At 40.9% G+C, this 22,484-nt stretch carries 19 protein-coding genes; 6 read left to right on the forward strand and 13 right to left on the reverse strand.

Going from position 1 to position 22,484, the window contains the following annotated elements; all coding sequences use genetic code 11:
- Positions 1–119: 119 nt before the first annotated feature.
- The 3 genes from J2Z40_RS14435 to J2Z40_RS14445 all read right to left on the reverse strand — a co-directional run bounded on the left by J2Z40_RS14435 (position 120) and on the right by J2Z40_RS14445 (position 4,781).
- Positions 120–2,135, reverse strand: a complete 2,016-nt coding sequence (locus tag J2Z40_RS14435; RefSeq protein ID WP_066398147.1) for a hypothetical protein — start codon at positions 2,133–2,135, stop codon at positions 120–122.
- 381 nt (positions 2,136–2,516) lie between these two features.
- Positions 2,517–3,893, reverse strand: a complete 1,377-nt coding sequence (locus J2Z40_RS14440) for a S41 family peptidase (RefSeq protein WP_083953973.1) — start codon at positions 3,891–3,893, stop codon at positions 2,517–2,519.
- A 132-nt stretch (positions 3,894–4,025) separates the two neighbouring features.
- The gene (locus J2Z40_RS14445) at positions 4,026–4,781 is read right to left on the reverse strand and encodes an NUDIX hydrolase (RefSeq protein WP_066398149.1); all 756 of its coding nucleotides are present in this window, start codon (positions 4,779–4,781) and stop codon (positions 4,026–4,028) included.
- A 1,435-nt stretch (positions 4,782–6,216) separates the two neighbouring features.
- On the opposite strand from J2Z40_RS14445, the gene J2Z40_RS14450 reads away from it, so the two are divergent.
- Both J2Z40_RS14450 and J2Z40_RS14455 read left to right on the forward strand, forming a co-directional pair.
- Positions 6,217–7,830, forward strand: a complete 1,614-nt coding sequence (locus tag J2Z40_RS14450) for an SWIM zinc finger family protein (protein ID WP_066398152.1) — start codon at positions 6,217–6,219, stop codon at positions 7,828–7,830.
- Entirely contained in the window at positions 7,823–10,642 is a 2,820-nt protein-coding gene (locus J2Z40_RS14455) for a DEAD/DEAH box helicase (protein WP_066398154.1), read from the forward strand. Before J2Z40_RS14450 ends, J2Z40_RS14455 begins: the two co-directional genes overlap by 8 nt.
- Before the next feature lie 498 nt (positions 10,643–11,140).
- On the opposite strand, the gene J2Z40_RS14460 is transcribed toward J2Z40_RS14455, so the two are convergent.
- Entirely contained in the window at positions 11,141–11,326 is a 186-nt protein-coding gene (locus J2Z40_RS14460; RefSeq protein ID WP_066398157.1) for a hypothetical protein, read from the reverse strand.
- A gap of 6 nt (positions 11,327–11,332) precedes the next feature.
- Entirely contained in the window at positions 11,333–11,686 is a 354-nt protein-coding gene (locus J2Z40_RS14465) for a single-stranded DNA-binding protein (RefSeq protein WP_066398165.1), read from the reverse strand.
- A 270-nt stretch (positions 11,687–11,956) separates the two neighbouring features.
- Between J2Z40_RS14465 and J2Z40_RS14470 the strand changes: the two genes are divergently transcribed.
- Both J2Z40_RS14470 and J2Z40_RS14475 read left to right on the forward strand, forming a co-directional pair.
- Entirely contained in the window at positions 11,957–12,388 is a 432-nt protein-coding gene (locus J2Z40_RS14470) for a YwpF family protein (RefSeq protein WP_066398173.1), read from the forward strand.
- Between the two features lie 49 nt (positions 12,389–12,437).
- A complete protein-coding gene (locus J2Z40_RS14475) occupies positions 12,438–12,857 on the forward strand; it encodes a hypothetical protein (protein ID WP_066398174.1) in 420 nt (139 codons plus the stop codon).
- Between the two features lie 45 nt (positions 12,858–12,902).
- On the opposite strand, the gene J2Z40_RS14480 is transcribed toward J2Z40_RS14475, so the two are convergent.
- From J2Z40_RS14480 to spoIIID, 7 genes are all read right to left on the reverse strand, one after another.
- Positions 12,903–13,208 (reverse strand): hypothetical protein, encoded by a 306-nt coding sequence (locus J2Z40_RS14480; RefSeq protein WP_066398175.1) that lies wholly within the window; start codon positions 13,206–13,208, stop codon positions 12,903–12,905.
- A 153-nt stretch (positions 13,209–13,361) separates the two neighbouring features.
- Positions 13,362–13,784, reverse strand: a complete 423-nt coding sequence (fabZ, locus tag J2Z40_RS14485) for a 3-hydroxyacyl-ACP dehydratase FabZ (RefSeq protein WP_066398180.1) — start codon at positions 13,782–13,784, stop codon at positions 13,362–13,364.
- A gap of 407 nt (positions 13,785–14,191) precedes the next feature.
- Positions 14,192–14,464 (reverse strand): DNA-directed RNA polymerase subunit beta, encoded by a 273-nt coding sequence (locus J2Z40_RS14490; RefSeq protein ID WP_066398182.1) that lies wholly within the window; start codon positions 14,462–14,464, stop codon positions 14,192–14,194.
- 77 nt (positions 14,465–14,541) lie between these two features.
- Positions 14,542–15,384 (reverse strand): flagellar hook-basal body protein, encoded by an 843-nt coding sequence (locus J2Z40_RS14495; RefSeq protein WP_066398183.1) that lies wholly within the window; start codon positions 15,382–15,384, stop codon positions 14,542–14,544.
- Positions 15,385–15,412: 28 nt separating this feature from the next.
- Positions 15,413–16,237, reverse strand: coding sequence for a flagellar hook-basal body protein (locus tag J2Z40_RS14500; protein WP_066398185.1), 825 nt, complete (start codon positions 16,235–16,237; stop codon positions 15,413–15,415).
- Between the two features lie 434 nt (positions 16,238–16,671).
- Positions 16,672–17,673 carry a rod shape-determining protein gene (gene mreB, locus J2Z40_RS14505; protein WP_066398187.1) on the reverse strand — a complete coding sequence of 334 codons (1,002 nt, stop codon included), beginning with the start codon at positions 17,671–17,673 and terminating at the stop codon, positions 16,672–16,674.
- Positions 17,674–18,076: 403 nt separating this feature from the next.
- Positions 18,077–18,349, reverse strand: coding sequence for a sporulation transcriptional regulator SpoIIID (gene spoIIID, locus J2Z40_RS14510; protein ID WP_066398190.1), 273 nt, complete (start codon positions 18,347–18,349; stop codon positions 18,077–18,079).
- Positions 18,350–18,956: 607 nt separating this feature from the next.
- Here spoIIID and J2Z40_RS14515 point away from each other — a divergent pair.
- Entirely contained in the window at positions 18,957–20,660 is a 1,704-nt protein-coding gene (locus J2Z40_RS14515) for a methyl-accepting chemotaxis protein (protein WP_066398195.1), read from the forward strand.
- A 32-nt stretch (positions 20,661–20,692) separates the two neighbouring features.
- Here the strand turns inward: J2Z40_RS14515 and spoIIQ are convergent, their stop codons facing one another.
- Positions 20,693–21,550, reverse strand: coding sequence for a stage II sporulation protein SpoIIQ (gene spoIIQ / locus J2Z40_RS14520; protein WP_066398204.1), 858 nt, complete (start codon positions 21,548–21,550; stop codon positions 20,693–20,695).
- 140 nt (positions 21,551–21,690) lie between these two features.
- Here spoIIQ and J2Z40_RS14525 point away from each other — a divergent pair, with 140 nt between their 5' ends.
- Complete coding sequence (locus J2Z40_RS14525) at positions 21,691–22,128, forward strand: VanZ family protein (RefSeq protein WP_066398205.1); 438 nt, start codon at positions 21,691–21,693, stop codon at positions 22,126–22,128.
- Positions 22,129–22,484 lie beyond the last annotated feature (356 nt).

Genomic DNA, 22,484 nt, shown 5'->3' on the forward strand with positions numbered 1-22,484 from the left:
AAATGCTGCCGAATGATTTTGCCAGTACTCATTGATTTGGGTGCTGGCTTTTTTTGATGAATATAAAAACGCCAGCTACCTTCTTAATTTGAAGGTGGCTGGCATTTTTCGTTGTTCATTTACTCTACTAATTTGCTTCCTATTGTATCAATGATTGACGATTCTTCTGTTCTCATATCTAGTCTTGTATTCTCAACCGATAGATTTTTGTTTGGTGTTTTAGGCTGATTGATGCGTGGTTGGATATTGTCACCCATAAGCAAGGAGCTTAATTGGCTGCTCTCGCTGTCCCTTTTCTCTGCTGGTTGCTCTTCTTTCGGCTGAGGAGTCGGCGTTTGTTCTTTATCCTTTTCTTTTAGACCTTCCTCTTCATTGTTTTCATCTTCATTTACTGGCTTTTCTTCGCCGGGATTTGGCGGATCTGTTTCATCGCCTTCTGCTGGCGTTTCGCTGTCCTCTTTCTCTTCATCCGCTCCTTCTTGCTCCTCCTCTTCCGTCTCTTCTTTCTCTTTCTCTTCCTGCTCTTGCTTTGCTTCCTCTTCCTTTTTCTTCATTTCTTCTTCAATGTCAGAAAGTGCCTTTTCATAATCAGCATCACCATCTGTCGGGCTTTCTCCAAGTTCAGCCAATTTATCAAGCAATTCCTGCTTTTGCTCATCTGTCAGTGTTGTCGAATCAGTAATTTGTTGGATGAGTTCATCAATGCCCCGTTTTGGCGCTGGATTTTGCGGATCTTCATCTTCTTCATCTTCAAGCTCTTGTTCTTCCTCTAGCTTTTCTTGTTCTTTCTTTGCTTCTTCTTCCCTTTGCTTAATTTCTTCTTCCATGTCAGCAAGCGCCTTTTCGAACTCAGCCGTTCCTTCAGCGAAATCTCCACCATCTATCGCGGCATTCAGCTCTGCTAATTTTTCTAGAAGTGCTTGTTTTTGTTCCTCTGTTAATGTCGTTGATTCGAGTATTTTTTGGCTTAATAGACTTGTGCCTTCCTTCAAGCCGTTCTTTTGTACTTGGATTTCTTCAAGTTTACTCATTTCTTCTTCAATATCTGCAATTGCTTGATCTAATCCACTAATGTCTGCTGTTAAATCTGGATTTTCAAGGGCTGCATGAATTTCTGCTAATTTATCCATTAAGTATTGGATTTGTTCTGCTGTTAAGTTCTCGGAGTCATTTAGCTTTTGAGCGAGCAAAGCCGCTACTTCCATTAAGCCATCCTTTTTCTTCAGAATTTCCTCAAAGACGCTAATTTGTTCATCAATTGCCGTAATCATGCCTTCAAGCTTTGCTATTTTAGCGAGTAATTCTTCATTTTGTGTAAGGAGGGTTTCCATGGCGGCATTCACTTCTTCTATTTTCAATGTAAACTGTTCGATTTGTTCTACTGTTTTTTCTTTCATTTCAGCAAAATCTAATTCAAGAAAATCGGTTAGCTCTTTCTTGTAAAGTTCAATATCCTCAATAATTTCTTCGAAGAATAGTGGGTCATACTTGCATTCTTTAATGGCAAGCTCCACGATGCTTTCAATAAATTCAAGCGTTTCTTCAATTTTCTTTAGCTTCTCTAGAGCCAGCTCCTCTGCTTCGGGGAAGTCAGTCGTGAGAATTTCTTGTAGCACTTTTTGCATCTCGACTATTTCAGCAATTACTGCTTCAAATTCTTTGCCCTTTTGTTCATTGGCTTTAATCGTCTCTTGTATTGCAGCGATTTCTGCTCGCAAACTTTCCTGCTGTGCCTGCAGCCCCTCAATCGTTGTTACATCGAATGAAACTTCTGGCGGCGCTTCCGTACTTGCCTCCTCATCTTCAGGTGTGATTAGTAGGTCTACTTTCTCAGTCAAGCCCGCAACATCCACTGCCGTTACTTTGTCCAACACTTGCTGCATTCGTTGGATCGCTTCTTCCTTCCACTCATATGTAAGATCCCGCCGCTTTTCCACTTCTTTCGGAAAAATGAAACAAGCCTCAACGCCTATTCCTTGATCCTGTATCGAGGTAAATGCCCCATAAGTCGGGCCGGTGATTCGTGCACCGCCTAACAAAAGAGAGGAAATCGCCACACTTGATGTAAATGTCTTCAAAAATCTTTTTCTTTGCCTCCAGCGCTTTCTTTTATATTCCAAAGACTTAGAACCCACTATATCGACCTCCTTTATCAGTTCTTTATATAGAACGTTTTCAGTAAAAAAATACATAGAAAAAGAGATATATTTTAATTATATACCCAATTATACATGAATCATATGAAATTTGAAATAGTTTAATTGGATTTTTTTCTTAATAGAGAACTTTTTTGTGATAATAGACATATGGTTCTTGATCATGCTCTTATTCATACTCCTATAAATGGGAGAGTGTACGGGGTCCAAATGAGCTATTCGCCGTTGTTGCTCTTATATTAGACAAAACAGAGCTTTTATTCGCCGTTCTTCTCAATATATTGGACAAGAATGAATTATATTCGCCATCACATCGATTTTATTCGCCAAACCATAAAAAAAGAGCACAAATTGTGCTCTTTACTTCACTGTCACCTCAAGATAAATGCCCTTTTCCATTTGCTTCGCATGATGGCTCGTCCATTTCGGATGGATGAGAAGGATGTATTGTCCTTTTGCCTGTAGCTTTGCTTTTGGTGTAATCGTCATTTTGTACTCATCGGCTACTTTCACATCAACAGGGACTTCTTTCCCTCCTAGTTCAATGAGCTGAACATCCTCTGGCTTGAGTGCTGACCAGTTCATTTTCATATTCATTTCGACTGTGAAGGTTTTCGTGACTGGAACGCCTTTGAGCGCAGGTAGTTTTTCATAGCCTTTGTATGCGGTAAGTAATTGATCTCTATGAGACGCTGTTAATTCTTCTCCTACAGCTGTTTCGATCGTCGGCGTCACCCCTACTTCATGTACGGGTGTGCCAGCTGGTGAATAGAAGCGTGCGGTTGTCAGCTTCAACAGGCTGTTATCACTGAGTGGGAACAACGACTGCATCGATCCCTTCCCAAAGGAAGTTTGTCCATATAATGCTGCACCCTTTTGCTCTTTAACAGAGACAGCAACCATTTCGGATGCACTTGCACTATATTCATTGATTAGAATATGAGTAGGTTCTGTAAACTTTGTCTTTTGAGGAATGACCGCATAGATTTCTGGTTTTCCTGTTTTATCTCGAAGCTGGAAAGCATGCTTCACATTTGGAAAGAGGCCAGCAATTTCTTGGGCAGCCGATACATAGCCCCCGCCATTGTTTCGAATATCGAAAATCCAGCCTTTTGCTCCGCCTAGTTTTTCAATCGCTTGAATGATTTCCTTCGTCGATTCTTGGGCAAAGCTGTTCAAACGAACATACCCAATTTCACCGCCAAGCATTTGATATTCGACATTTGGCAGCTTAATTAGTTCTCTCGTTACTGTTTTTGAGACAAGCGTGTTCGTTTCAACAGAAATATAATTTAATGTGACGGTCGTATGTTCTTTTCCGCTAATGAGTGAAATCGCGTTTTGGACAGACTTGCCAGCAAGGCTAATGCCATTGGCGCTAACAATAATATCCCCTGCTTGAATGCCTGCTCGATCCGCAGGTCCACCCGCAATTACAGATAGTACCTTAATTCCTTTCATATCCTCTTCTAAAACAATTCCGACACCAACAAGCTGCTGCTCAATTCCATTAGAGAAAGCAGCAAACTCCTCAGCGGTCATAAAAGTAGAGTAAGGATCCAGATGCTTCGTTATTTCCTTTGCTGTCGATTTTGTCAGCACAGATGCAGGTACATCCTCTATGTAATATTCCTTAATTAATGCACGTATCTCATCAAGCGGCTCCGCTGCAGAAACAGCTGACACATTTGTTAAAAGCAAGAATACGATTAAAATACTAAAATACCTTTTTAACACAGCTAATAGGCACCTCCCATAGATAGTCAAACCATGTGGTGACAAGCACCATTAGCTATATTCTAAACTACTTTTTGCTAGATTCATAGAAGCAAGGAATTCTTGTCGAATTTTTAAACGAGAAGACTACGCTTAGTTCCCTTCTGTATATTTTTTGAGAATTGGCGTGAGATAATCGACCATCGATGCTTGTTCCTTTTGAATAAAGGATTGTACTGCTTCTTTTTCTAGTGGGACAAGTAGGAGCTGGTCAAACTCAGGCTGCTTCCCACTCTCTCGTATAGATTGGTTATGGTGTAAGAAATGATCATGTAGCTCATTCGCTGTATAGTCCATTGTTAATTCATAGATGACTGCCCAAAAGTCGTGTGAGCCTTTACGCTTAATAAATTTCGGAAGGAAAGAACGGGTGGATGGTGAATGAACGAGCACCCCCATCTCCTCTTGCAATTCTCTCTTCATGTTTTCTTCCATCTCAAATATTGAATCTCTTACATCTCTTTCTTCCAGCCCGCCCCCAGCAAATTGTAGACGCCCCGGGGTAGATGTCGTTTGACTCATTCTGCCAAAAGCCATATAGTTGTCCTTTGTTAGGATGGATGCACAGGAATATATGACTTTACAAGGATGATCACAAGCTGGATGCTGCATTGTGTATAAATAATGTTTGTAGTCGGTTCTTGCAACCGTTATTTCTAGTTTCTCGGGCGTTTGTTTACTTTCCGTAATTGTGAAGACCTCTCCGTTTCTTAAGGTAGGATTGTTGTTAATTTGTTCATTCCAAAAATGATCGTGGTGATTGCGGATTTCTTTGGGCAGCTGGAATGGATTTGCGCTTAATTTGATCATGATGCTTGCTGGCGCCTTTTCGATGAGGACTGGCTGCACGGGGTGATTCCTCCTTTTAGATTCGTATGTGTAGGAATTCTTGTTATTGTGGAATGATCCCTGCTAGATTTTGGGTAAAATATGAAGTGGGCGAACGAGTGGTTGGAGATGGAAAAATAGTTATATTTGAGTTTTTTGAGTGAATAGGCGGAGTTTTTCGGGGTTCTATGGCTCCCATTGAAGACTCTTTGACGCTTTTTTTCGCTTGCTTGAGTCAATGACCCTCATTGAAGACTCTTTGTTGCTTTTTTTCGCTTGTTCGGGGTTCTATGGCCTCTATTGAAGACTCTTTGACGCTTTTTTTCGCTCGCTCAGGGTTCAATGACCCTCATTGAAGACTCTTTGCTACTTTTTTTCGCTTGTCCGGGGTTCTATAGCCTCTATTGAAGACTCTTTGACGCTTTTTTTCGCTCGCTCAGGGTTCAATGACCCTCATTGAAGACTCTTTGCTACTTTTTTACGCTTGTTCGGGGTTCTATAGCCTCTATTGAAGACTCTTTGTTGCTTTTTTTCGCTTGTTCGGGGTTCAATAGCCCCTATTGAGGACTCTTTGATGCGTTTTTTCGTTTGTTTAGGGTTCAATAACCCTCATTGAAGACTCTTTGTTGCTTTTTTTCGCTTGATCGGGGTTCAATAGCCTCTATTGAAGACTCTTTGACGCTTTTTTTCCCTTGTTCGGGGTTCAATAGCCTCCATTGAAGACTCTTTGACGCTTTTTTTTGCTTGCTTGGGGTTCTATGACCTCTATTGAAGAACCTTTGCTACTTTTTTTCGCTTGCTCGGGGTTCTATAACCTCTATTGAAGACTCTTTGTTGCTTTTTTTCGCTTGTTCGGGGTTCAATAGCCTCTATTGAAGACTCTTTGCTGCTTTTTTTCGCTTGTTCGGGGTTCAATGACCCTCATTGAAGACTCTTTGTTGCTTTTTTCCGCTTGTTCGGGGTTCAATGACCCTCATTGAAGACTCTTTGTTGCTTTTTTTCGCTTGTTCGGGGTTCTATGGCCTCTATTGAAGACTCTTTGACGCTTTTTTTCGCTCGCTCAGGGTTCAATGACCCTCATTGAAGACTCTTTGCTACTTTTTTTCGCTTGTTCGAGGTTTCTATAGCCTCTATTGAAGACTCTTTGTTGCTTTTTTTCGCTTGTTCGGGGTTCAATAACCCCTATTGAAAACTCTTTGCTACTTTTTTCGCCAACTCCGGGTTCTCCGCTTTTTTTATGAATATTTACGAAATAAGCGGAAGTTTTTTGCTCGGATGCTCATTCGCTTGCTGTAATACCCGTTCTCTTTACTTTTCTACCTCTGAAGATTGGCATGCCTATCTTTACACAACCTTCATTCCCTCCACACCTCCAAGCTGTCAACCCTTCCATTAAATGCTATAATGAAAGGATATGTTCTAGATGTGCGACACGAAAAGTGAGGTGTTTTTTTCCATGACGACAATCCCTGAGCGCTTCCAAGAGCCGCTTCAGTTTGTTGCGAAAGATTTGTTAGAGCAATTGAAGGCAGAGAATGAAGACGATGCAAAAGTTGTGCAGATAGGGCTGATGCTGTTTCGGCAAGGACTTGTTTATAAGCTGAAATTTATAAATGATATGCTTCATGCAACTGTTCAAGATGTGACGCCTGCGAAAGTTCAACTAAATTTGGATTTCATTCATTTAAGCGAATGCTCCTGCCCAGCAGAAGGCTATTGCCGGCATCAGCTAGCGGTCTTTTTTCAGCTTCTCTCACAGACAAGAAGTGTGAGTGCCTGGATCGATGAGTGGCGTCTTCCACTACAGGAGAAAAAACAAGCGAAACAATTGGGCATTCAGAAGGCGAAGGATTTATTGCAGGTCGCAGGACGGCAGAAACCTAATTATGAGCGCTGGATGGACGCCTTCAATGAAAGCTTCCATGCGATTATGGAGAGCGGTTCACCGAAACCATACGTAGTAACTGAGCTTTACAAGGTGTATATGAGACGCTGGAAGGCAAATGCGCCCTATCAGGAAGAATGGAAGCTGCTCTATCATCTTGTCGGCTATGTTTTCACCTTCAAAAGGCTCGGAATATTAAGCATGGAGCACGGGCATTCAAAAGAGATGATCCAGCGTTATTATGTCCAGCTTTTTTACGAAATGCTTGATGATGTGTATGAAGTGGTGAATCGGCTGTCTGTCCGCTCCCTTCCCTTTGCCTTTGATGAATTCATTGAAAAGCTGAAGGAGGATACTTCAGAGCTATTGACGATCCCCTTCGCCCTTGAATATGAACGAACCCATTTATACCGATTACTCTGGACGAAATTTTTCAAGAAGAAGGAATGGGTGGCGGCAGAGCTTCAGAAATTACTTGCGCTTGAAGTCCAAAATGAGCCAGTCTCGATCGGGATCATTCACCTCCATCTTCTTCAAAAAGAGGATGAGGCGGCACTAGAAGAAATTGCACGCAGAGACGATTTCGTTACACCGTATATCCTCTACTGGATCGAGCTTCTCTCCTCCCAAAGGGAATGGAAGCGGGTCGGCCCTTATGTTGAAATTTATATTAAAAAATTAAAAGGCTATCTATCCTTATCTACTGATTACTATGAAAAGGCGAGTTATACGAGGGTTGCTATTCGAGCAATTAAGCCCTACTGCTCTGTCACTGACCGCCAGGATTTATTAGAGAAAGCATTGAGCGAAACATTGCCATTCAGCTATAACGAATATGAATACACGCTTTTTGACAATCAAGCTTTTGAAAAATGGATCGATTTACAAGCGTATATGGATCATGACATCGAGATGATTTCAAAAGAACGTTTGAAATCACTTGAAAAGCATCACCCTGTACTGCTTCTGCCTCTATACCATCAATCCGTTCAAGGTCATATTCGCCAAAAAGGGAGAGATCATTACCGCCAAGCTGTCCGGAAGATGAAGAAGCTGCGCAGCCTTTATAAAAAGCTAAAGCGGCAGAGCGATTGGGAGCTGTATTTAGAGGCGATACTTGAAAAAACAAAACGGCTCCGTGCCTTTCAGGAAGAATGTAAACGGGGGAAGCTGATTGATGATTAATACTCACTTAATAAAAATACTCGTACGAAACATAAATACGGACCTTTATTATATTTCCGCCGAGGATGAAAAGGGATTTCCACTTGAGCCAAACGACTGGATTCCTCTCCTTTTTCATCGCCATGAGGAAAGCTTTTACGGAACGGTATTCGATGAAAAGCAATTTCTCAATCGAATCGAAGTTCCAATCAACGGCTGGCAGCTTGTTACCTTATTTGCCCGCGAGCAGTTTAACACTTTTATTGAATGGGATTGGGATGAGATGGCACAGATTTGCTTAGCCTCTGCTCTGCCAATTTATGAATCCGTAACGGAAAAAGAGTGGATTCCCGATTTCTCCTCTTGGGAGAATGGTGCATTTCGCTGGGCATTGCCTGAGCGGGTCGTGAGTGAATTTGATCCGAGCTTTTGGGAGCAAATCGTCGACGACACTTCTGTCCAAACATTCATCCAAAATTGGCATCATCATGCCTTAAATACGTATTTGGATCGAAAGGGAGTCATGAAGGAAGCCTTCCGTGAAAAATGGAAGACATTGCAAAATGACCATCTTTCCCCTCGTGATTTGGCTGCTTATTTTGACGAGGAAAGCTGGCAGGAATGGATCGGCTTAAAAGAGAGTGACGTGCCTTTTACAATTGGGTTGAAGCTGGAGGAGCCCGCCGATATGGACGGCTTATGGGAGCTGAGCATTTTTCTACGCGGAAAAAATCAACCGGATTTGCTAGTCGATCGGGAGGATGTCGGGAATTATCCCCGCGGGTGGAAAAAGCATGAGGAAGCAATCGAAAAGGAACAGCAGCGATGGATGAATGTTTTCCCGTGGCTAGGTGGGGAGAAGAAGCTTGCGAGCAGCTTAACAGAGGATGAAGCATGGACCTTTTTAACAGAAGCGAGTGAAACCTTGCTCTCCCTTGGTGTGGAAATCTTATTGCCTTCTTGGTGGCAGGCGATGAAGAACGCAAGCATGAAAGTGAAAGCACGGGTCAAAGGGCAATCCAACCACAGGCCATCCTTCGTAGGACTGCAAGCGATGCTTGATTATGATTGGCGGATCTCCATGAACGGAGTCGATCTGTCTGAGGAAGAATTCAACAGCATGGTGGAGGAAAAACGCCGACTCGTCTATGTGCGCGGCCGCTGGATTAAGCTGGACCCGAATTTCGTCCGTCAAATTCAAGATTTAATGAAAAAAGCAGAAAAGGAAGGCTTGCATGTTCGGGATTTAATTGAGCAGGAGCTCCTCGGTGGGGACGATGCCAATGAGGATGAACTTGAAAATCCACAAGCATTCGCACGCATCCAAATCGAATTAAATCGCCAATGGAAGCAAATGGTGAAACAGCTACGCGATATGAAGGACATCCCGCTTGAAGAGCCATCCGCACAATTCCAAGGGGAATTACGTCCCTATCAGCAGCTTGGCATGAGCTGGCTGTTGTTTTTGCGCAAATATGGATTTGGGGCTTGTTTGGCGGATGATATGGGCTTGGGGAAGACGATTCAATTAATTAGCTATCTTCTAAAAGTAAAAGAAGCGGAAACAACCGATGGCCCTGCATTGATCATTTGCCCGACTTCCGTCTTAGGCAATTGGCAAAAGGAAATTGAGCGCTTTGCACCCCATTTGAACACCTATTTGCATTATGGCGGAAATCGTCCGAAAGGGGAGGCATTTTCCGAGATCGCCTCTGCTGCCGATGTCGTGCTGACTTCATATGGCCTAACCCATCTTGATGTAGAGGATTTTGGGCAAATTGAATGGAGCTCGATTAGCATTGATGAAGCACAGAATATTAAAAATGCCGGGACGAAGCAATCTAGAGCTGTACGGAAATTGAGAGGCAAGCATCATATTGCTTTGACAGGCACGCCAATGGAAAACCGGCTATCTGAGCTTTGGTCAATTTTTGATTTTACGAATCACGGCTATCTCGGCAGCATGGGCCAATTCCAGAAGCGTTTCGTTCTCCCGATTGAAAAGGAAGACAATGAGGAAAAGGTGAAACAGCTGCAGGCCTATATTCGCCCCTTCTTATTACGCCGCACGAAAAAGGACGAAGACGTCGCACTGAATTTACCTGATAAGCTGGAGCAAAAGGAATATTGTCCATTAACCGCGGAACAAGCATCCTTATACGAACAGCTCTTAAAGGATACGTTTGATCAAATCGAACAGCTATCGGCCTTTGAGCGCAAAGGGTTAATTTTGCAAATGCTAAGCCGCTTGAAGCAGCTATGCAACCATCCTGCGCTTTATTTAAAAGAAGCGAAGCCAGTCCATATGATCGAACGCTCGACCAAGCTTGAAAAATTAAGTGAGCTCGTTGAATCCGTACTCGATCAAGGAGAAAGCTGCCTTATTTTTACCCAATATATTGAAATGGGGCACATGATCCAACAGGTCATTAAGAAAAAGTTCGGAATCACTGTGCCCTTTTTAAACGGAAGCGTCCCGAAAAACGAACGCGACCGCATGATTGAACAATTCCAGGCGCACGAGTTCCCCGTCTTTCTTCTATCCTTGAAGGCAGGCGGAACCGGATTGAATTTAACAGCCGCTAACCACGTCATTCACTATGATCGCTGGTGGAATCCCGCTGTCGAAAACCAAGCAACCGACCGTGCCTACCGCATCGGCCAAGAGCGCTTCGTCCACGTGCATAAAATGATCTGCACAGGCACACTCGAAGAAAAAATCGACACCATGCTCGAGAAAAAGCAATCACTCAATGACCAAATCATCCAAAGCGAAAGCTGGATCACTGAGTTATCTACTAGTGATTTGAAGGACCTTGTTTCCTTAACTTGAGGATGGGAGAGTAGCCACTGATTTGGGTGGCTGCTTTTTTTGAATTGGGGGTGGCGGAAGGTCGCTAGCGGTTTTTTGGCGTTCTTGATTTTTAGGGGCGCTATGGGGGGATCATTGGCTACCGATTTTCTCCTTTCCCCTTCTTTGCGGGCGCCATGGAGCTTCCATGGCTACCGTTTTTCTCCTTTCTCCTTCTTTGCGGGCTCCATGAAGCTTCCATGGCTACCGTTTTTCTCCTTTCTCCTTCTTTGCGGGCTCCATGAAGCTTCCATGGCTACCGATTTTCTCCTTTTTCCTTCTTTGCGGGCTCCATGAAGACTCCTTGGCTACGGATTTTCTTCTTTTTCCCTTTTACGAGCTCCATGAAGCTTCCTTGGCTACCCATTTTCCCAACAACAAAAAATCCGGCACAATTAAGCGCCGGCAATGTGAGGAGAAATGAGGAGTTGATTGAATTTTTCTATGAGTGGAAATGTGCGGAGGAAATCATTGAGAAGCTTAGTTCGAGAATACGGGAATCTCATGCCCTGGCTGCATTGATTTGTATTCCTGTAAAACTGATTCACGGATAATTTCTTCTAGTTGTACGACACGTTTGTTTAGGTCATTGACTCTTTCGTTTGATTTTCCGAGCATTTTGATTAATGCTTCTACTAAATATTCTAATTCCTTCTCTCTTTCCAAGGGGCATTATGCCTCCCTTCCTGAGAACACAGGGTCAGGCTTTCTTTGGTCGAGAAATCGCACATCATCCGCCCATACTTCAGTTACATAAATGCGTTTACCGACTTGATTATCATAATATCTTGTTTGAATTCTTCCAGTGATCCCGACTAGTGAACCTTTTTGGCAGTAGCGTGATGTATTTTCGGCGACTTTGTTCCAAATCGTGCATTGCACAAAATCAGCATCAATTTCTCCACGCTGGTTGCGATAATGGCGATTGACCGCCACGGTGACGTTTGTAACGGGTGTGCCCTCCGATGTCCGTTTCAACTCTGGATCCTTCGTTAATCTTCCGACAAGTGTAACTTGATTAATCATATTCTTCTACTCCTTTCCCATTTACACCCCAATCATAATCAAGAATATGTCCATCGTAAAAAAACGAAAAGAGAGTTTTTATGGGGAAAAAATAGCTAAAAAGCACTACTTTCATACAAAACTCCTGATTAAACACCAAAAAATGCCTAATAGTGTATTCTTTTAGGTATATCGGCATATATTTTTCGACAAACTGATCCTTTTTTTCCTTCTAACTTGGCCTATGTTATAATTTGGGTAATAAAGATTGCCAGTCAAGGAGGGGAAAAGTTGAAGACATTTAAACTCGTTTCACTTCAGGTTGTTGAAGAAGATCAATTGGTCGATATTGAACTGGATGACGGCTTAATTATTAGTCAGGAAAATGATCAAAGCACGTGGCTGATTGAAGCTTTCGTGAATATCTCCTATCAAGCATATTTCCAAAAGCTTGCGGAACAAGAAAAGGATTTGTTCGTTCAAGTCGTAATTACTAAAAAGGGCAACAGCCCCGCGGCTTTTCAAACTAGAATTGTCACAATCAAACCGATTAATCAACGCATTAGCATCCTTCTCAAAGGGCAACTAAAGAAGACCAATCATGACTACGCAGAGGTTGTTTTAAAGAAACTCATCGAACAAGGCTTATCTGGAGACGATTTATTAAAGGAATTTTATCAAACGATGAAAAGCAAACCGCAAATGACAGCTGCTAAAGAATGAAAAAACTTCCGCTCATCTAGGCGGAAGTTTTTATATAAGGGGATCATACATGATCATTCATCATATCTCTTCCTTCCCTATGTGGAAAAACATATTCATAGCTGCCCTAAACCATTGTGATCAATTTGAGGTTTTTTACCCTAATGGCGATTTTGATGAAGAGAATCCGTTAATGACGAGGAAATTGGATTTCGAAAAATTAGAGAACATCTCGAAAAGTCCGTGGGATGGCATGGATAACAGTGTTTGTATACGTGGAAATATAACTAAAATTAGTAAGGATTTAATTTATGAATCAGTGAAATCGTCATTCATTGGCGACAAGCCTGATTTATGGCATTTTCAGTTATTTAAAGAGGGCGAACTACTTTTGACTGTAGCGGATTTCACAGTTTGTCATGTAGAAGATCATCCAGATTTACTTTCATTATTTGTAAAAAACGGAATTGAGATTGCAGAAAGACCTTAGAAAAATCTTAAAAGGAACAGGCATTCACCTGTCCCTCCTCATTTCCTATCGATCGTTGTTATCTTTATCGTTTCGGTCAAGATCGTCTTCGATTAGATCTTCACCAGGGTCATTGTGATCTTCCATCATGTCCCCATCGTTATCTAGATTCACGTCATTGTTATCTAGATTTGTATCTGTGCCGTTTAATCCATTATTATTTTGATCTGTGCCATTGTTTTCGTTTATACCAGGATCTTCAATATTGTTGTCTTCTGGCGGTGGATCTTGATCGTTGTTTGCCGCACAACCTGTTAGCAGCATGGCCGTAAGAAAAGTACCTCCAATAATGGATAATAGCTTTTTATTCATAAAAAAACTCCTTTCCTAAATGTGTATTGGGTGACCCCTATATAGTGGTCTTTTGTTAATGTTCCCAAAATACACAACAAACTTGCAAAAAAAATAAAGCCAACACATTGTGTGCTGACTTTATTTTTTATTTGGCTCATCTACTGAGTGGATTTATTTCAATGCAAACGTAATTTCTGTTTCACAAACGAGTTCGCCGTCAACGGTCGCGATGCCTTTTCCTTTGCCGATTGGGCCCTTTACGCGAGTAATTTCTACGGTAAGATGAAGCTGGTCACCAGGGACAACCTGTCTTTTAAATCGGCATTTGTCAATGCCACCGAAAAAGGCTAAACGTCCGCGATTTTCTTCCTTTTTCAGGAGAGCAACCGCACCAACCTGTGCTAATGCTTCGACAATGAGCACCCCTGGCATAACTGGGTATTCAGGAAAATGGCCGTTAAAAAATTCTTCATTGGCGGTTACATTTTTAATTCCAACTGCTTTTTGTCCTTCCTCCACTTCAAGAATTTTATCAATTAACAAGAATGGGTAGCGATGAGGAATAATTTCTTTGATTTCATTAATATTTAACATTTTTAGTACCTCCTCCTAATAATAGGTTGTACTTTATTTTACTAAAAAAACCGGTGAATGTATATTGTTGAATAACACAAAAGGTGGAAACAAGAAAAAGACGAGTCGCAAGCATTAAAATTGTATGGGCCATTTTTGGAGAATAAAAAATAAGCGGAAAAACTCCGGCTATATTGGGAAATACGTCTATTTCCATAAAAATAAGCGGATTTTTTCCGCTTATTTGATCAAAATCGATGGTTTTTAGCTGATTTAAAGCAGTTAACCGGAATATTTCCGCTTATTTCTTCTTTTTAAGCTTCTATTTTTACAATAGGCGGAAATTCTCCGCTTATTTGAAAAAGGATTTGCATACTTCAATAAAAAGCAAACTAGCAAGGGTTTAACCCCTTGCTAGTTTGCCCGCTTTATTCTTTTTCAATTAAATCAACAATATGCGTCCATGTTTCTTTCTTAAATACATCTTTCGCATTGCCGCCGCCGATTATACCGTATCCAACCGCCGCTCCAGCAGAAAGACTGATTACAATTAACATCGCAACAATGATAATCCGCAGCCAAATCGGAATCATGCGCACACGCACTCGACGTCGTCTCGCCTTAGCTGGCTTGCTTGCGTTTTCTTTTTTTAATTGCTCACGCGATTTCGCTGCTTCTTGATTATTGTTGTTTATAGACATCTATCTGTTCCCCTTTTATCACAGATTAACAAGTCATAAATCACTTATCTAACCTGATGCTTAGCCAGTTGTTTGATTTATCGGATTCCGTTCACTAATCCCATCATTTGATCGGCAATTGAAATCGATCTGGACTGGAATTGATAGGCACGCTGAAGATTAATCAAGTCTGTCATTTCTTTGGACATATCGACATTTGATTGCTCAAGCGCACGTTGCTGAATGGAAACTTCACTGCGCAATTGGCCATTTAATTCAGTTAAGATTTCATTCTCCGCTACATTCAAGTCCGCGATATTTTCTGGCAGTCCAAGTAGATTTCCACCCTTTTGTTCAAGGAATTGTGGTTTATTCACTTGTACGACACCAAGATTGAATTCTCTAGTCGTGCCATTATCCATCGTTGCAACCAAACGGCCATTTTGTGTAACCAAGTAATCACTCACTTGCCCATTAATCGTAATCGGATTATTATTTTCGTCTAATACAGGGTAGCCATTTCCTGTTACAAGCATATTTTCCGATTCAGATAATGGTGTTAAGTAGAAGGCACCATCTCTCGTATAACGAACAGCCGTCCCATTGTCGCTTTGCTCTAACACGCGGAAATATTGGCCTTCCTTCGTAAATGCCATGTCAAGCGCCCGTTCTGTATTCTTGAGGCTTCCTTGTGTCATAACGATCTTTGACTGAGCAAGCTTCGCCCCGACCCCTTGGCGAATGCCATTCGGTGTCAGTCTATTCATTTCTTCTGCTGGATTTTGCTGATTATTAAATTGTTGAAAAAGCAAATCTGTAAAGCTTGCCTCTCTTCTTTTATAACCTGATGTATCAATATTGGCCATATTATGGCTGACAATATCCATTTGCTTCTGTAATTGGGAAAGCGTATTTGTCGCCGTAATCATCGTTCTATTCATCGCTATTCTCCCCCCTTTTACTAAAAAATTATTGAATTCTTCCTACTTCATTCGCTGCTTTATCCATGCTCTTGTCATAGGCTTGAAGCACTTTCTGATTCGCTTCAAATGCACGGTAAGCTGACATCATATCTGTCATCGTTCGGCTTACATCCACATTCGAACGTTCTACATAGCCTTGCTGCAGCTTAAATGCTGCACCATCTGCGTTATAAGCATTTGCTAATGCATTGCCGTCCTCAGTTCGATACAAGCCATCTCCAAGCTTAATCAGACGGTTAGCATCCTCTGCTAGGCCAATTCCTAATCTTGCCGTTACGCCGCCTTCACCAGTTAAGACGCCATTTTCATTCACAGTAAACTGATCACTTGAAAGTTGGATCGGGTTTCCCGCTTCATCAAGCACGAGCAAGCCACTTGCAGTTGTTAATAACCCTTGGCCATCAACCGTAAAGTTCCCATTTCTCGTATACTGCGTTTCCCCATTCGGCCCTGCAACTGTGAAAAAGACCGAGCCATTTGCTGGCATCGCCACATCTAATAATGCGAGATCTGTCCCTAAACCTGTTTCCTTTAAATCCCCTTGCTTAAAGGCAGGGATCGCTTCTTGCATATACACACCTGTGCTTAAACTGCCAATTCGTTTATTTCCAGGGAGAGTTAGCCCCTTTTCAGTCGGGATTGTCTGCCCTTCATCGATTCGCTGCAAGAGCATTTCTGGAAAAGCCCTTAATGATGCTTGATCTTCTTTGAATCCAGGCGTATTTGCATTTGCCATATTATTGGTTAACATTTCTGTTTTTCTTTGTTGAGCAAGCATACCGGAAGCCACTGTATAAAATCCTTTAAACATGTAAGTCCACCTCATACATTCATATCTATTGATTAACTGAATTATTCACGTTCATTTTGACACTATCTCTATTATAGAAAAAATTTGCAAAAGAAACAGTATATTTTTATAGGAAAAAAGATGAAATTGGGGAATTATGTAGATATCACTGTTAAAACTAACTATTCATTTTACAAAAAATAAGCGGAGAAATTCCGGCTATGTTGGGAAATACCTCTATTTCCTTTAATATAAGCGGATTTTTTCCGCCTATTTAATCGAAATCGATGGATTTTGCCTTTTTTAGAGCAATTAACCGGAGTTTCTCCGCTTATATTCTCTTTTTAAGCGTTCTTTTTCACATTAACCGGAATTTTTCCGCTTATATTTCTTCTTCAGCTTTTCAACAGAGCCTCTCTGAAAAAGCCTGCCAACATGTGGCAGGCTATTTATTCTTATCCAAGCTTACGTCTTGGAAGCTTATCAATATTATCAAGCATAATGCCTGTTCCGATCGCTACACAATCCATTGGATTTTCAGCAATTAGCACAGGAACTCGAAGTTCTTCTGCAAGCAATGTATCAATGCCATGCAGCAATGCGCCACCGCCTGTTAAAATAACGCCACGGTCGATGATGTCTGCTGATAATTCTGGTGGTGTGCGTTCTAGGACGCTTTTCGCTGCTTGAACAATTACAGCAACTGATTCTCTTAACGCTTGTTCAATTTCCTCTGAACGAACAGTAATCGTACGTGGAAGCCCTGATACCATGTCACGTCCACGAATATCGATTTCTTCGCTTCTTGAGCCAGGGAAAACAGTACCAATATTAATTTTGATATTTTCTGCTGTTCTTTCCCCAATTAATAGCTTATATTCACGTTTGATATACTGCAGAATTTCATTATCAAATGTGTCTCCAGCCATTTTAATCGATGAAGAAGTCACGATATCGCCCATTGATAAAACCGCTACATCCGTTGTTCCTCCGCCAATATCAACAACCATATTGCCGCTTGGCTGAAAAATATCCATGCCAGCACCGATTGCTGCTACTTTTGGTTCTTCTTCTAAATAAATTTTCTTGCCGCCGCTTTTTTCTGCCGCCTCTTTGATTGCCTTCTGTTCAACGCTTGTAATATTCGTCGGACAGCAAATTAAAATACGAGGCTTCGATAAAAAGCCCTTCACATTCAATTTATTAATAAAATGCTTTAACATCGCTTCTGTTACGTCAAAATCTGCAATGACTCCATCCTTTAACGGACGAATCGCTGCAATATTGCCTGGTGTACGCCCAACCATGCGGCGAGCTTCTTCTCCAACGGCCAATACCTTATTATTGTTTCTGTCAATTGCTACAACAGATGGCTCATTTAATACGATGCCACGGCCTTTCACATGAATAAGCACGTTAGCTGTTCCTAAGTCAATCCCGATATCCCTTGCAAACATTCCTACTCTTTCCTCCTTGTACTCATTGGCCAGCCCTGTTCGCCTCCAGAATAAGAGTCGTTCAAGGCGTAGAGTAAATAGGAACTGCCTTAACACAATCTCTTTATTTTTTTAACGATACAAGCGAACTCACTAATTTTTTAGTATGGTCTTTTATCTATAAAATTTGATTACGAACCAAGTCTATCCTAATTTTATATTCTACCACACTCACTCAAAATTAAATAATAATTTGTCAAAAATTGTTGGGATTTTTGTGGATTTTTGTCAGATGGCAGTAGGCAAAGAGGGAATTTGAGATAGGTTGTGGATTTTATGGTTTATGCATGAATCTGAAGATCCAAATTTTCAGGCATAATAAAAGCAATTAGCGAACGATGCCAATTGCCTTTACTACCGATTTTTATTTGATGGATTCTTCCTCCATCTCTTCCTTTTTATACTTCATTTTTGTTGCTTCGCCTCCACGCAAATGGCGGATTGATTTATGATAATCTAGGATTTCTTTTACCTCGACTGCTAATTCAGGATTAATTTCAGGTAGTCTTTCTGTTAAATCTTTATGGACTGTACTTTTGGATACGCCAAACTCCTTCGCAATGACGCGAACTGTTTTTCTCGTCTCCACGATATACTTTCCAATCTTGATAGTTCTCTCTTTGATGTAATCGTGCACACCACTCGCCCTCCCTAAATTGGATGTGAGAAGTGTGAAATGAGACTCGCTTTTCGCTTAGATCAATACAGCATTCCGCATGTTATCAAGAGAGAAAAATCCCCTCCCGAATTCGCTTTCATGCGACAGAAAGCAAGTACTTTCTGAGCTTGCTATGAATTAACATGTCCCGAGCACATACATTATTATTTCCAAAACGACTCCTCACCTCAACCACTCTCTTTGTAAGGTTAGTAACAGTCTATTAGCTTGGTTGCTTATATATGCATGAAAAACACAATAGGGACAAGGTATCTGGTTAATTTTTTGAAAATTTAATCAACATGCTCAAATATACAGAACTCCTTCATTTTATGGCCCTTAAGAAAGGTGGCGAAAAATAGATATTTCCCAAGAAATATGTCGATAAAAGGTCAGACCTATTTATTTGACTTTTTCCAACAAAAATGCATTTCCTTTTTACCTTTTTCGTATTATGATGAATAAATAAAAATGATTGCAATTTTTGTCGAATGATTAAGGCAGGAGAAAATAGCGGGTATCTAATCGCTATTAGTTAATTAGTATAGAAATTACAACTTAATATGGAAAGGAAGAATACAAGAGAATGAAATGGTCTATTCGCAAGAAAATCATCATGATCTTTACTGCATTTTTAGTATTAATTGGTGTCATAAGCGCCTCATCCTTTGTCACTTCATCTAAATTGAATGAAAATGCAAAGTTTATAAATACAGAGGTTGTTCCTGGAATTATACAAATCGGCGATATCAACTTTGCTACAGAACGTTATTTAACGACAGCTCAAAAATATATATTATCAAGTGACTCAGACTATATCGATAAATTCTCGAAACAAATGGACGAGCAAGAAATAAAAGTTGCTCAAATGTTTGACGACTATGAAAAAGAAAGTCTAAAGAGTGAAAAGTCAAAAGCAATTGGTCAAAGCCTTCGAAATAAATGGGAAGCATTTCTAAAGGTTACGAACGAAGCAAGAGAACTGAAAAGACGTAATCAAGGAGAAAATGCCGTACTACAAATCTATGATGCTCAAGAACTATATGATGCAATGGATAACGATGTCGACACACTGCTCTCCATGCATAAAAACCAGGCAGCAGATATTGAAGATCAAGGGACCGAGTTATATACCACTAACACTATTGCCATGTTAATATTGGTGGTTATCTCTATTGTTTTCGTCATTGCCATGGTTATATTTATCTTACGACTCATTCAAAAACCTATTGTTAAGTTGGCTGATAAATTTAAGCAAATGGCCACAGGCGACCTCACAGTAGGGGAATTGCAAATAAAGAACCGTGATGAAATTGGGGCTATGGCAGCGAGCTTTAACGACATGCTTGGCAGATTAATAAAAATCGTTCAAAGCATTGATTCGAATGTTGTACTTGTTGCGTCTACATCAGAGGAATTAGCAGCCAGCGCAGAGGAAACTTCGAATTCCCTTCATCAGGTAACAGAAGCCATTATGGACATATCAGATGGCTCAGCTGCGCAATTAGAAAGCGCCAACACTAGCAGCAAAGTGATACAAGAAATTGGCAAAGGGATGAATCAAGCATCACAGTCAGTTGCAAACGTTTCTAATTTGGCAGTGGAGACGACAGAAGCCACGGTGGAAGGCACATCCATTATGGATCATACGATGGATAAGATGGTTGATATTCAGCGTTCTTCCCAATCCACTGCACACATCGTCAGCTCTCTTGAGCAAAAATCAAAGGAAATCGAACGCATTGTCACACTGATAACAGATATTACAAATCAAACAAATTTATTAGCTCTGAATGCAGCCATAGAAGCAGCACGTGCTGGGGAACATGGAAAGGGATTCGCTGTAGTAGCAGATGAGGTCCGCAAGCTTGCAGAACAGTCTAATGGGGCAGCAGGCGAAATCAGCAGCCTGATTGGAGTGATTCGCCAGGAAGTAGTGGAAGCGAATCAAGCAATGGAAGAATCTCTTCTAAATGTGGAATCCGGCATCGACATGGCGAAGACGAGCCAATCAAGCTTCCAGGAAATTGCTCGAATGGTGAGCGATGTCTCCGCCCAAACGGAAGAGATATCCGCTGTAATTGAACAAGTGAATGCAAGCACACAGAATATGCAGCAAACGTTGGATGAGGTGGCCCATTTATCAAACGAGGCTTCCGAACGCTCCCAAAATGTCGCCGCTGCGGCAGAAGAGCAAAATGCGACGATGGAGGAAATTTCATCGTCGACAAATGTGCTTAGCCAAATGGCTGATGAGCTGCGATTGATCGTCAATCAATTTAAATTATAAAAAACAAAAAACCCGCCAATGGCGGGTTTTCCTTATGCATCTGTAGATTCAGTTGTATCTTGTTTTGTATCGTCTTCTGTTTTGTCTTCTTCTTCATCTGCAGGCTTTTCATCCTCTTTGGATGGATCTTCTGCTGGCTCATCATCTTCTACAGCTTCATCTTCATCCGCTGCTTTCGCATCGTTTGCAGATGAATCCTCTTGCAGAGCACTTAATGGTTTTTGAAAGTAGTCATGTGGATTCACAGGTACACCGTCTTTGCGAATTTCAAAGTGTACATGTAGTCCTGCTTCTTCATCCAATGCGCTTTCTCCTGCTTTCGCAAGAACATCACCTTGCTTGACTTGGTCGCCAACCTCAACATTCATCTCTGTAACAGATTGATATTGTGTTACAATTCCTTTGTCATGTTCAATTTCAATGACATTTCCCAATAGATCATCATTCTCAACCTTTGTGACTGTCCCACTTAAAGAGGCAACCACATCAAATGTTTCACCATTCTTAGACGTAATATCAATTCCTGTGTTCGGATGGTATCTGTTATTGTAGAATACAAGAGCTGCTTCTTGTTCCTCAGAATTGCCATTTGAGTCATAGAAATGTCTTGCAATTTCTACTGAATCTGCATCCTTCACAGGCATTACGAAGTTTTCCATTTGACGGTTCACTTCAATTGCCGGTTCATTGATATTTTTACCAGGAACATCAGTTGCTTCATAATCGAAGTCGCTTGTATTGTCTGTACTGCTGCTGTTCTGATACCATAGGACCGCCGTTAGAATGATTGCTGCACTTGCAATGTAGATCGCTGGGAATGCCCAACGCTTTTTGAAAAAGCGCTTAAAGCTGGAATTTTGAGAAGATCGTTTCTTTTCTTCCTCTCTCATTATCATCACCTCAGCAATCATTCTGAACAGATTACAAGAAATATATACATTTGCTAAAAAAAATTTTTTGGTTTTATTTTTCGACATAAACAATTAAATTATGCATGTAATTCAAAAATTTTCAAAAAGGAGTTCTTTTTATGTGGAAATGGCTTTTCCGTGTTCTGCCTTTCATCTATATGGGTGTCATATGGACATTATCTAGTTTGCCTCATAACGCAGTTGTCGAGCTGCCTGATTCTACGATCGACCGATTCTTTAAGGAGTCCATGCATTTAGTCGAATTTGCAATTTTATATGTTTTATTTGTACTTGGGGCATTGACATGGAACGGTTCATTTTCGAAAAAGGTGAATTATATTTGTGCGGCCATTGCCTGCTTGTATGGAATAACCGATGAAATTCACCAATCCTTCGTTCCTTATCGATCAGCTACGGTCATAGATGTCATTAAGGACATCACAGGTGTCGTTGTCTGCTGGTATTTCATCGATCGGGCGCTCTTTCAGCAACGGTTCCCGAAAATGGGTGCGATGCTTAGACTTTTTCAAAAAAAGATGAGATCTTCTAGAAAGTAATTATGTAAGGTACAGATGTATGAAAATGAGCATTCAAAGGTTGAACTTTTTTTGGCCTTTAGTTAATAAAGAAAATAGATGAAGTTTGTTGAAGAACGTCCCTGCATTTAACCTCACTTCAAACAAGCAAAAGTGAAATAGGCGGAATTTCTCCGCTTATTTGGACTGTTTCTATTAATATTTACGAAATAAGCGGAATTTTTCCGCTTATCCAATGAAAAATCCCACTAGACTTGCATAAAGGTTCCATAAATTAACAATGAGGTATATTACAGCTGTCTTACATGCTGGTTGATGAGTGTATTTTTCATAATGTGCACTTCACATTAAAGTTTACATTATTCAAAATTTTTCCA

The organism is Cytobacillus eiseniae (genome assembly GCF_017874625.1).
Lineage (GTDB): Bacteria > Bacillota > Bacilli > Bacillales > Cytobacillaceae > Cytobacillus > Cytobacillus eiseniae.

Bases quoted from the DNA above. Each gene is read 5' to 3' on its own strand.
- J2Z40_RS14480 (WP_066398175.1), bottom strand. From the start codon at position 13,208: ATGAATAAAAAGCTATTATCCATTATTGGAGGTACTTTTCTTACGGCC.
- J2Z40_RS14475 (WP_066398174.1), top strand. From the start codon at position 12,438: ATGATCATTCATCATATCTCTTCCTTCCCTATGTGGAAAAACATATTC.
- J2Z40_RS14465 (WP_066398165.1), bottom strand. From the start codon at position 11,686: ATGATTAATCAAGTTACACTTGTCGGAAGATTAACGAAGGATCCAGAG.
- J2Z40_RS14500 (WP_066398185.1), bottom strand. From the start codon at position 16,237: ATGTTTAAAGGATTTTATACAGTGGCTTCCGGTATGCTTGCTCAACAA.
- J2Z40_RS14455 (WP_066398154.1), top strand. From the start codon at position 7,823: ATGATTAATACTCACTTAATAAAAATACTCGTACGAAACATAAATACG.
- spoIIQ (WP_066398204.1), bottom strand. From the start codon at position 21,550: ATGAGAGAGGAAGAAAAGAAACGATCTTCTCAAAATTCCAGCTTTAAG.
- mreB (WP_066398187.1), bottom strand. From the start codon at position 17,673: ATGTTTGCAAGGGATATCGGGATTGACTTAGGAACAGCTAACGTGCTT.
- J2Z40_RS14490 (WP_066398182.1), bottom strand. From the start codon at position 14,464: ATGTCTATAAACAACAATAATCAAGAAGCAGCGAAATCGCGTGAGCAA.
- J2Z40_RS14525 (WP_066398205.1), top strand. From the start codon at position 21,691: ATGTGGAAATGGCTTTTCCGTGTTCTGCCTTTCATCTATATGGGTGTC.
- J2Z40_RS14495 (WP_066398183.1), bottom strand. From the start codon at position 15,384: ATGAATAGAACGATGATTACGGCGACAAATACGCTTTCCCAATTACAG.
- J2Z40_RS14515 (WP_066398195.1), top strand. From the start codon at position 18,957: ATGAAATGGTCTATTCGCAAGAAAATCATCATGATCTTTACTGCATTT.
- J2Z40_RS14450 (WP_066398152.1), top strand. From the start codon at position 6,217: ATGACGACAATCCCTGAGCGCTTCCAAGAGCCGCTTCAGTTTGTTGCG.
- fabZ (WP_066398180.1), bottom strand. From the start codon at position 13,784: ATGTTAAATATTAATGAAATCAAAGAAATTATTCCTCATCGCTACCCA.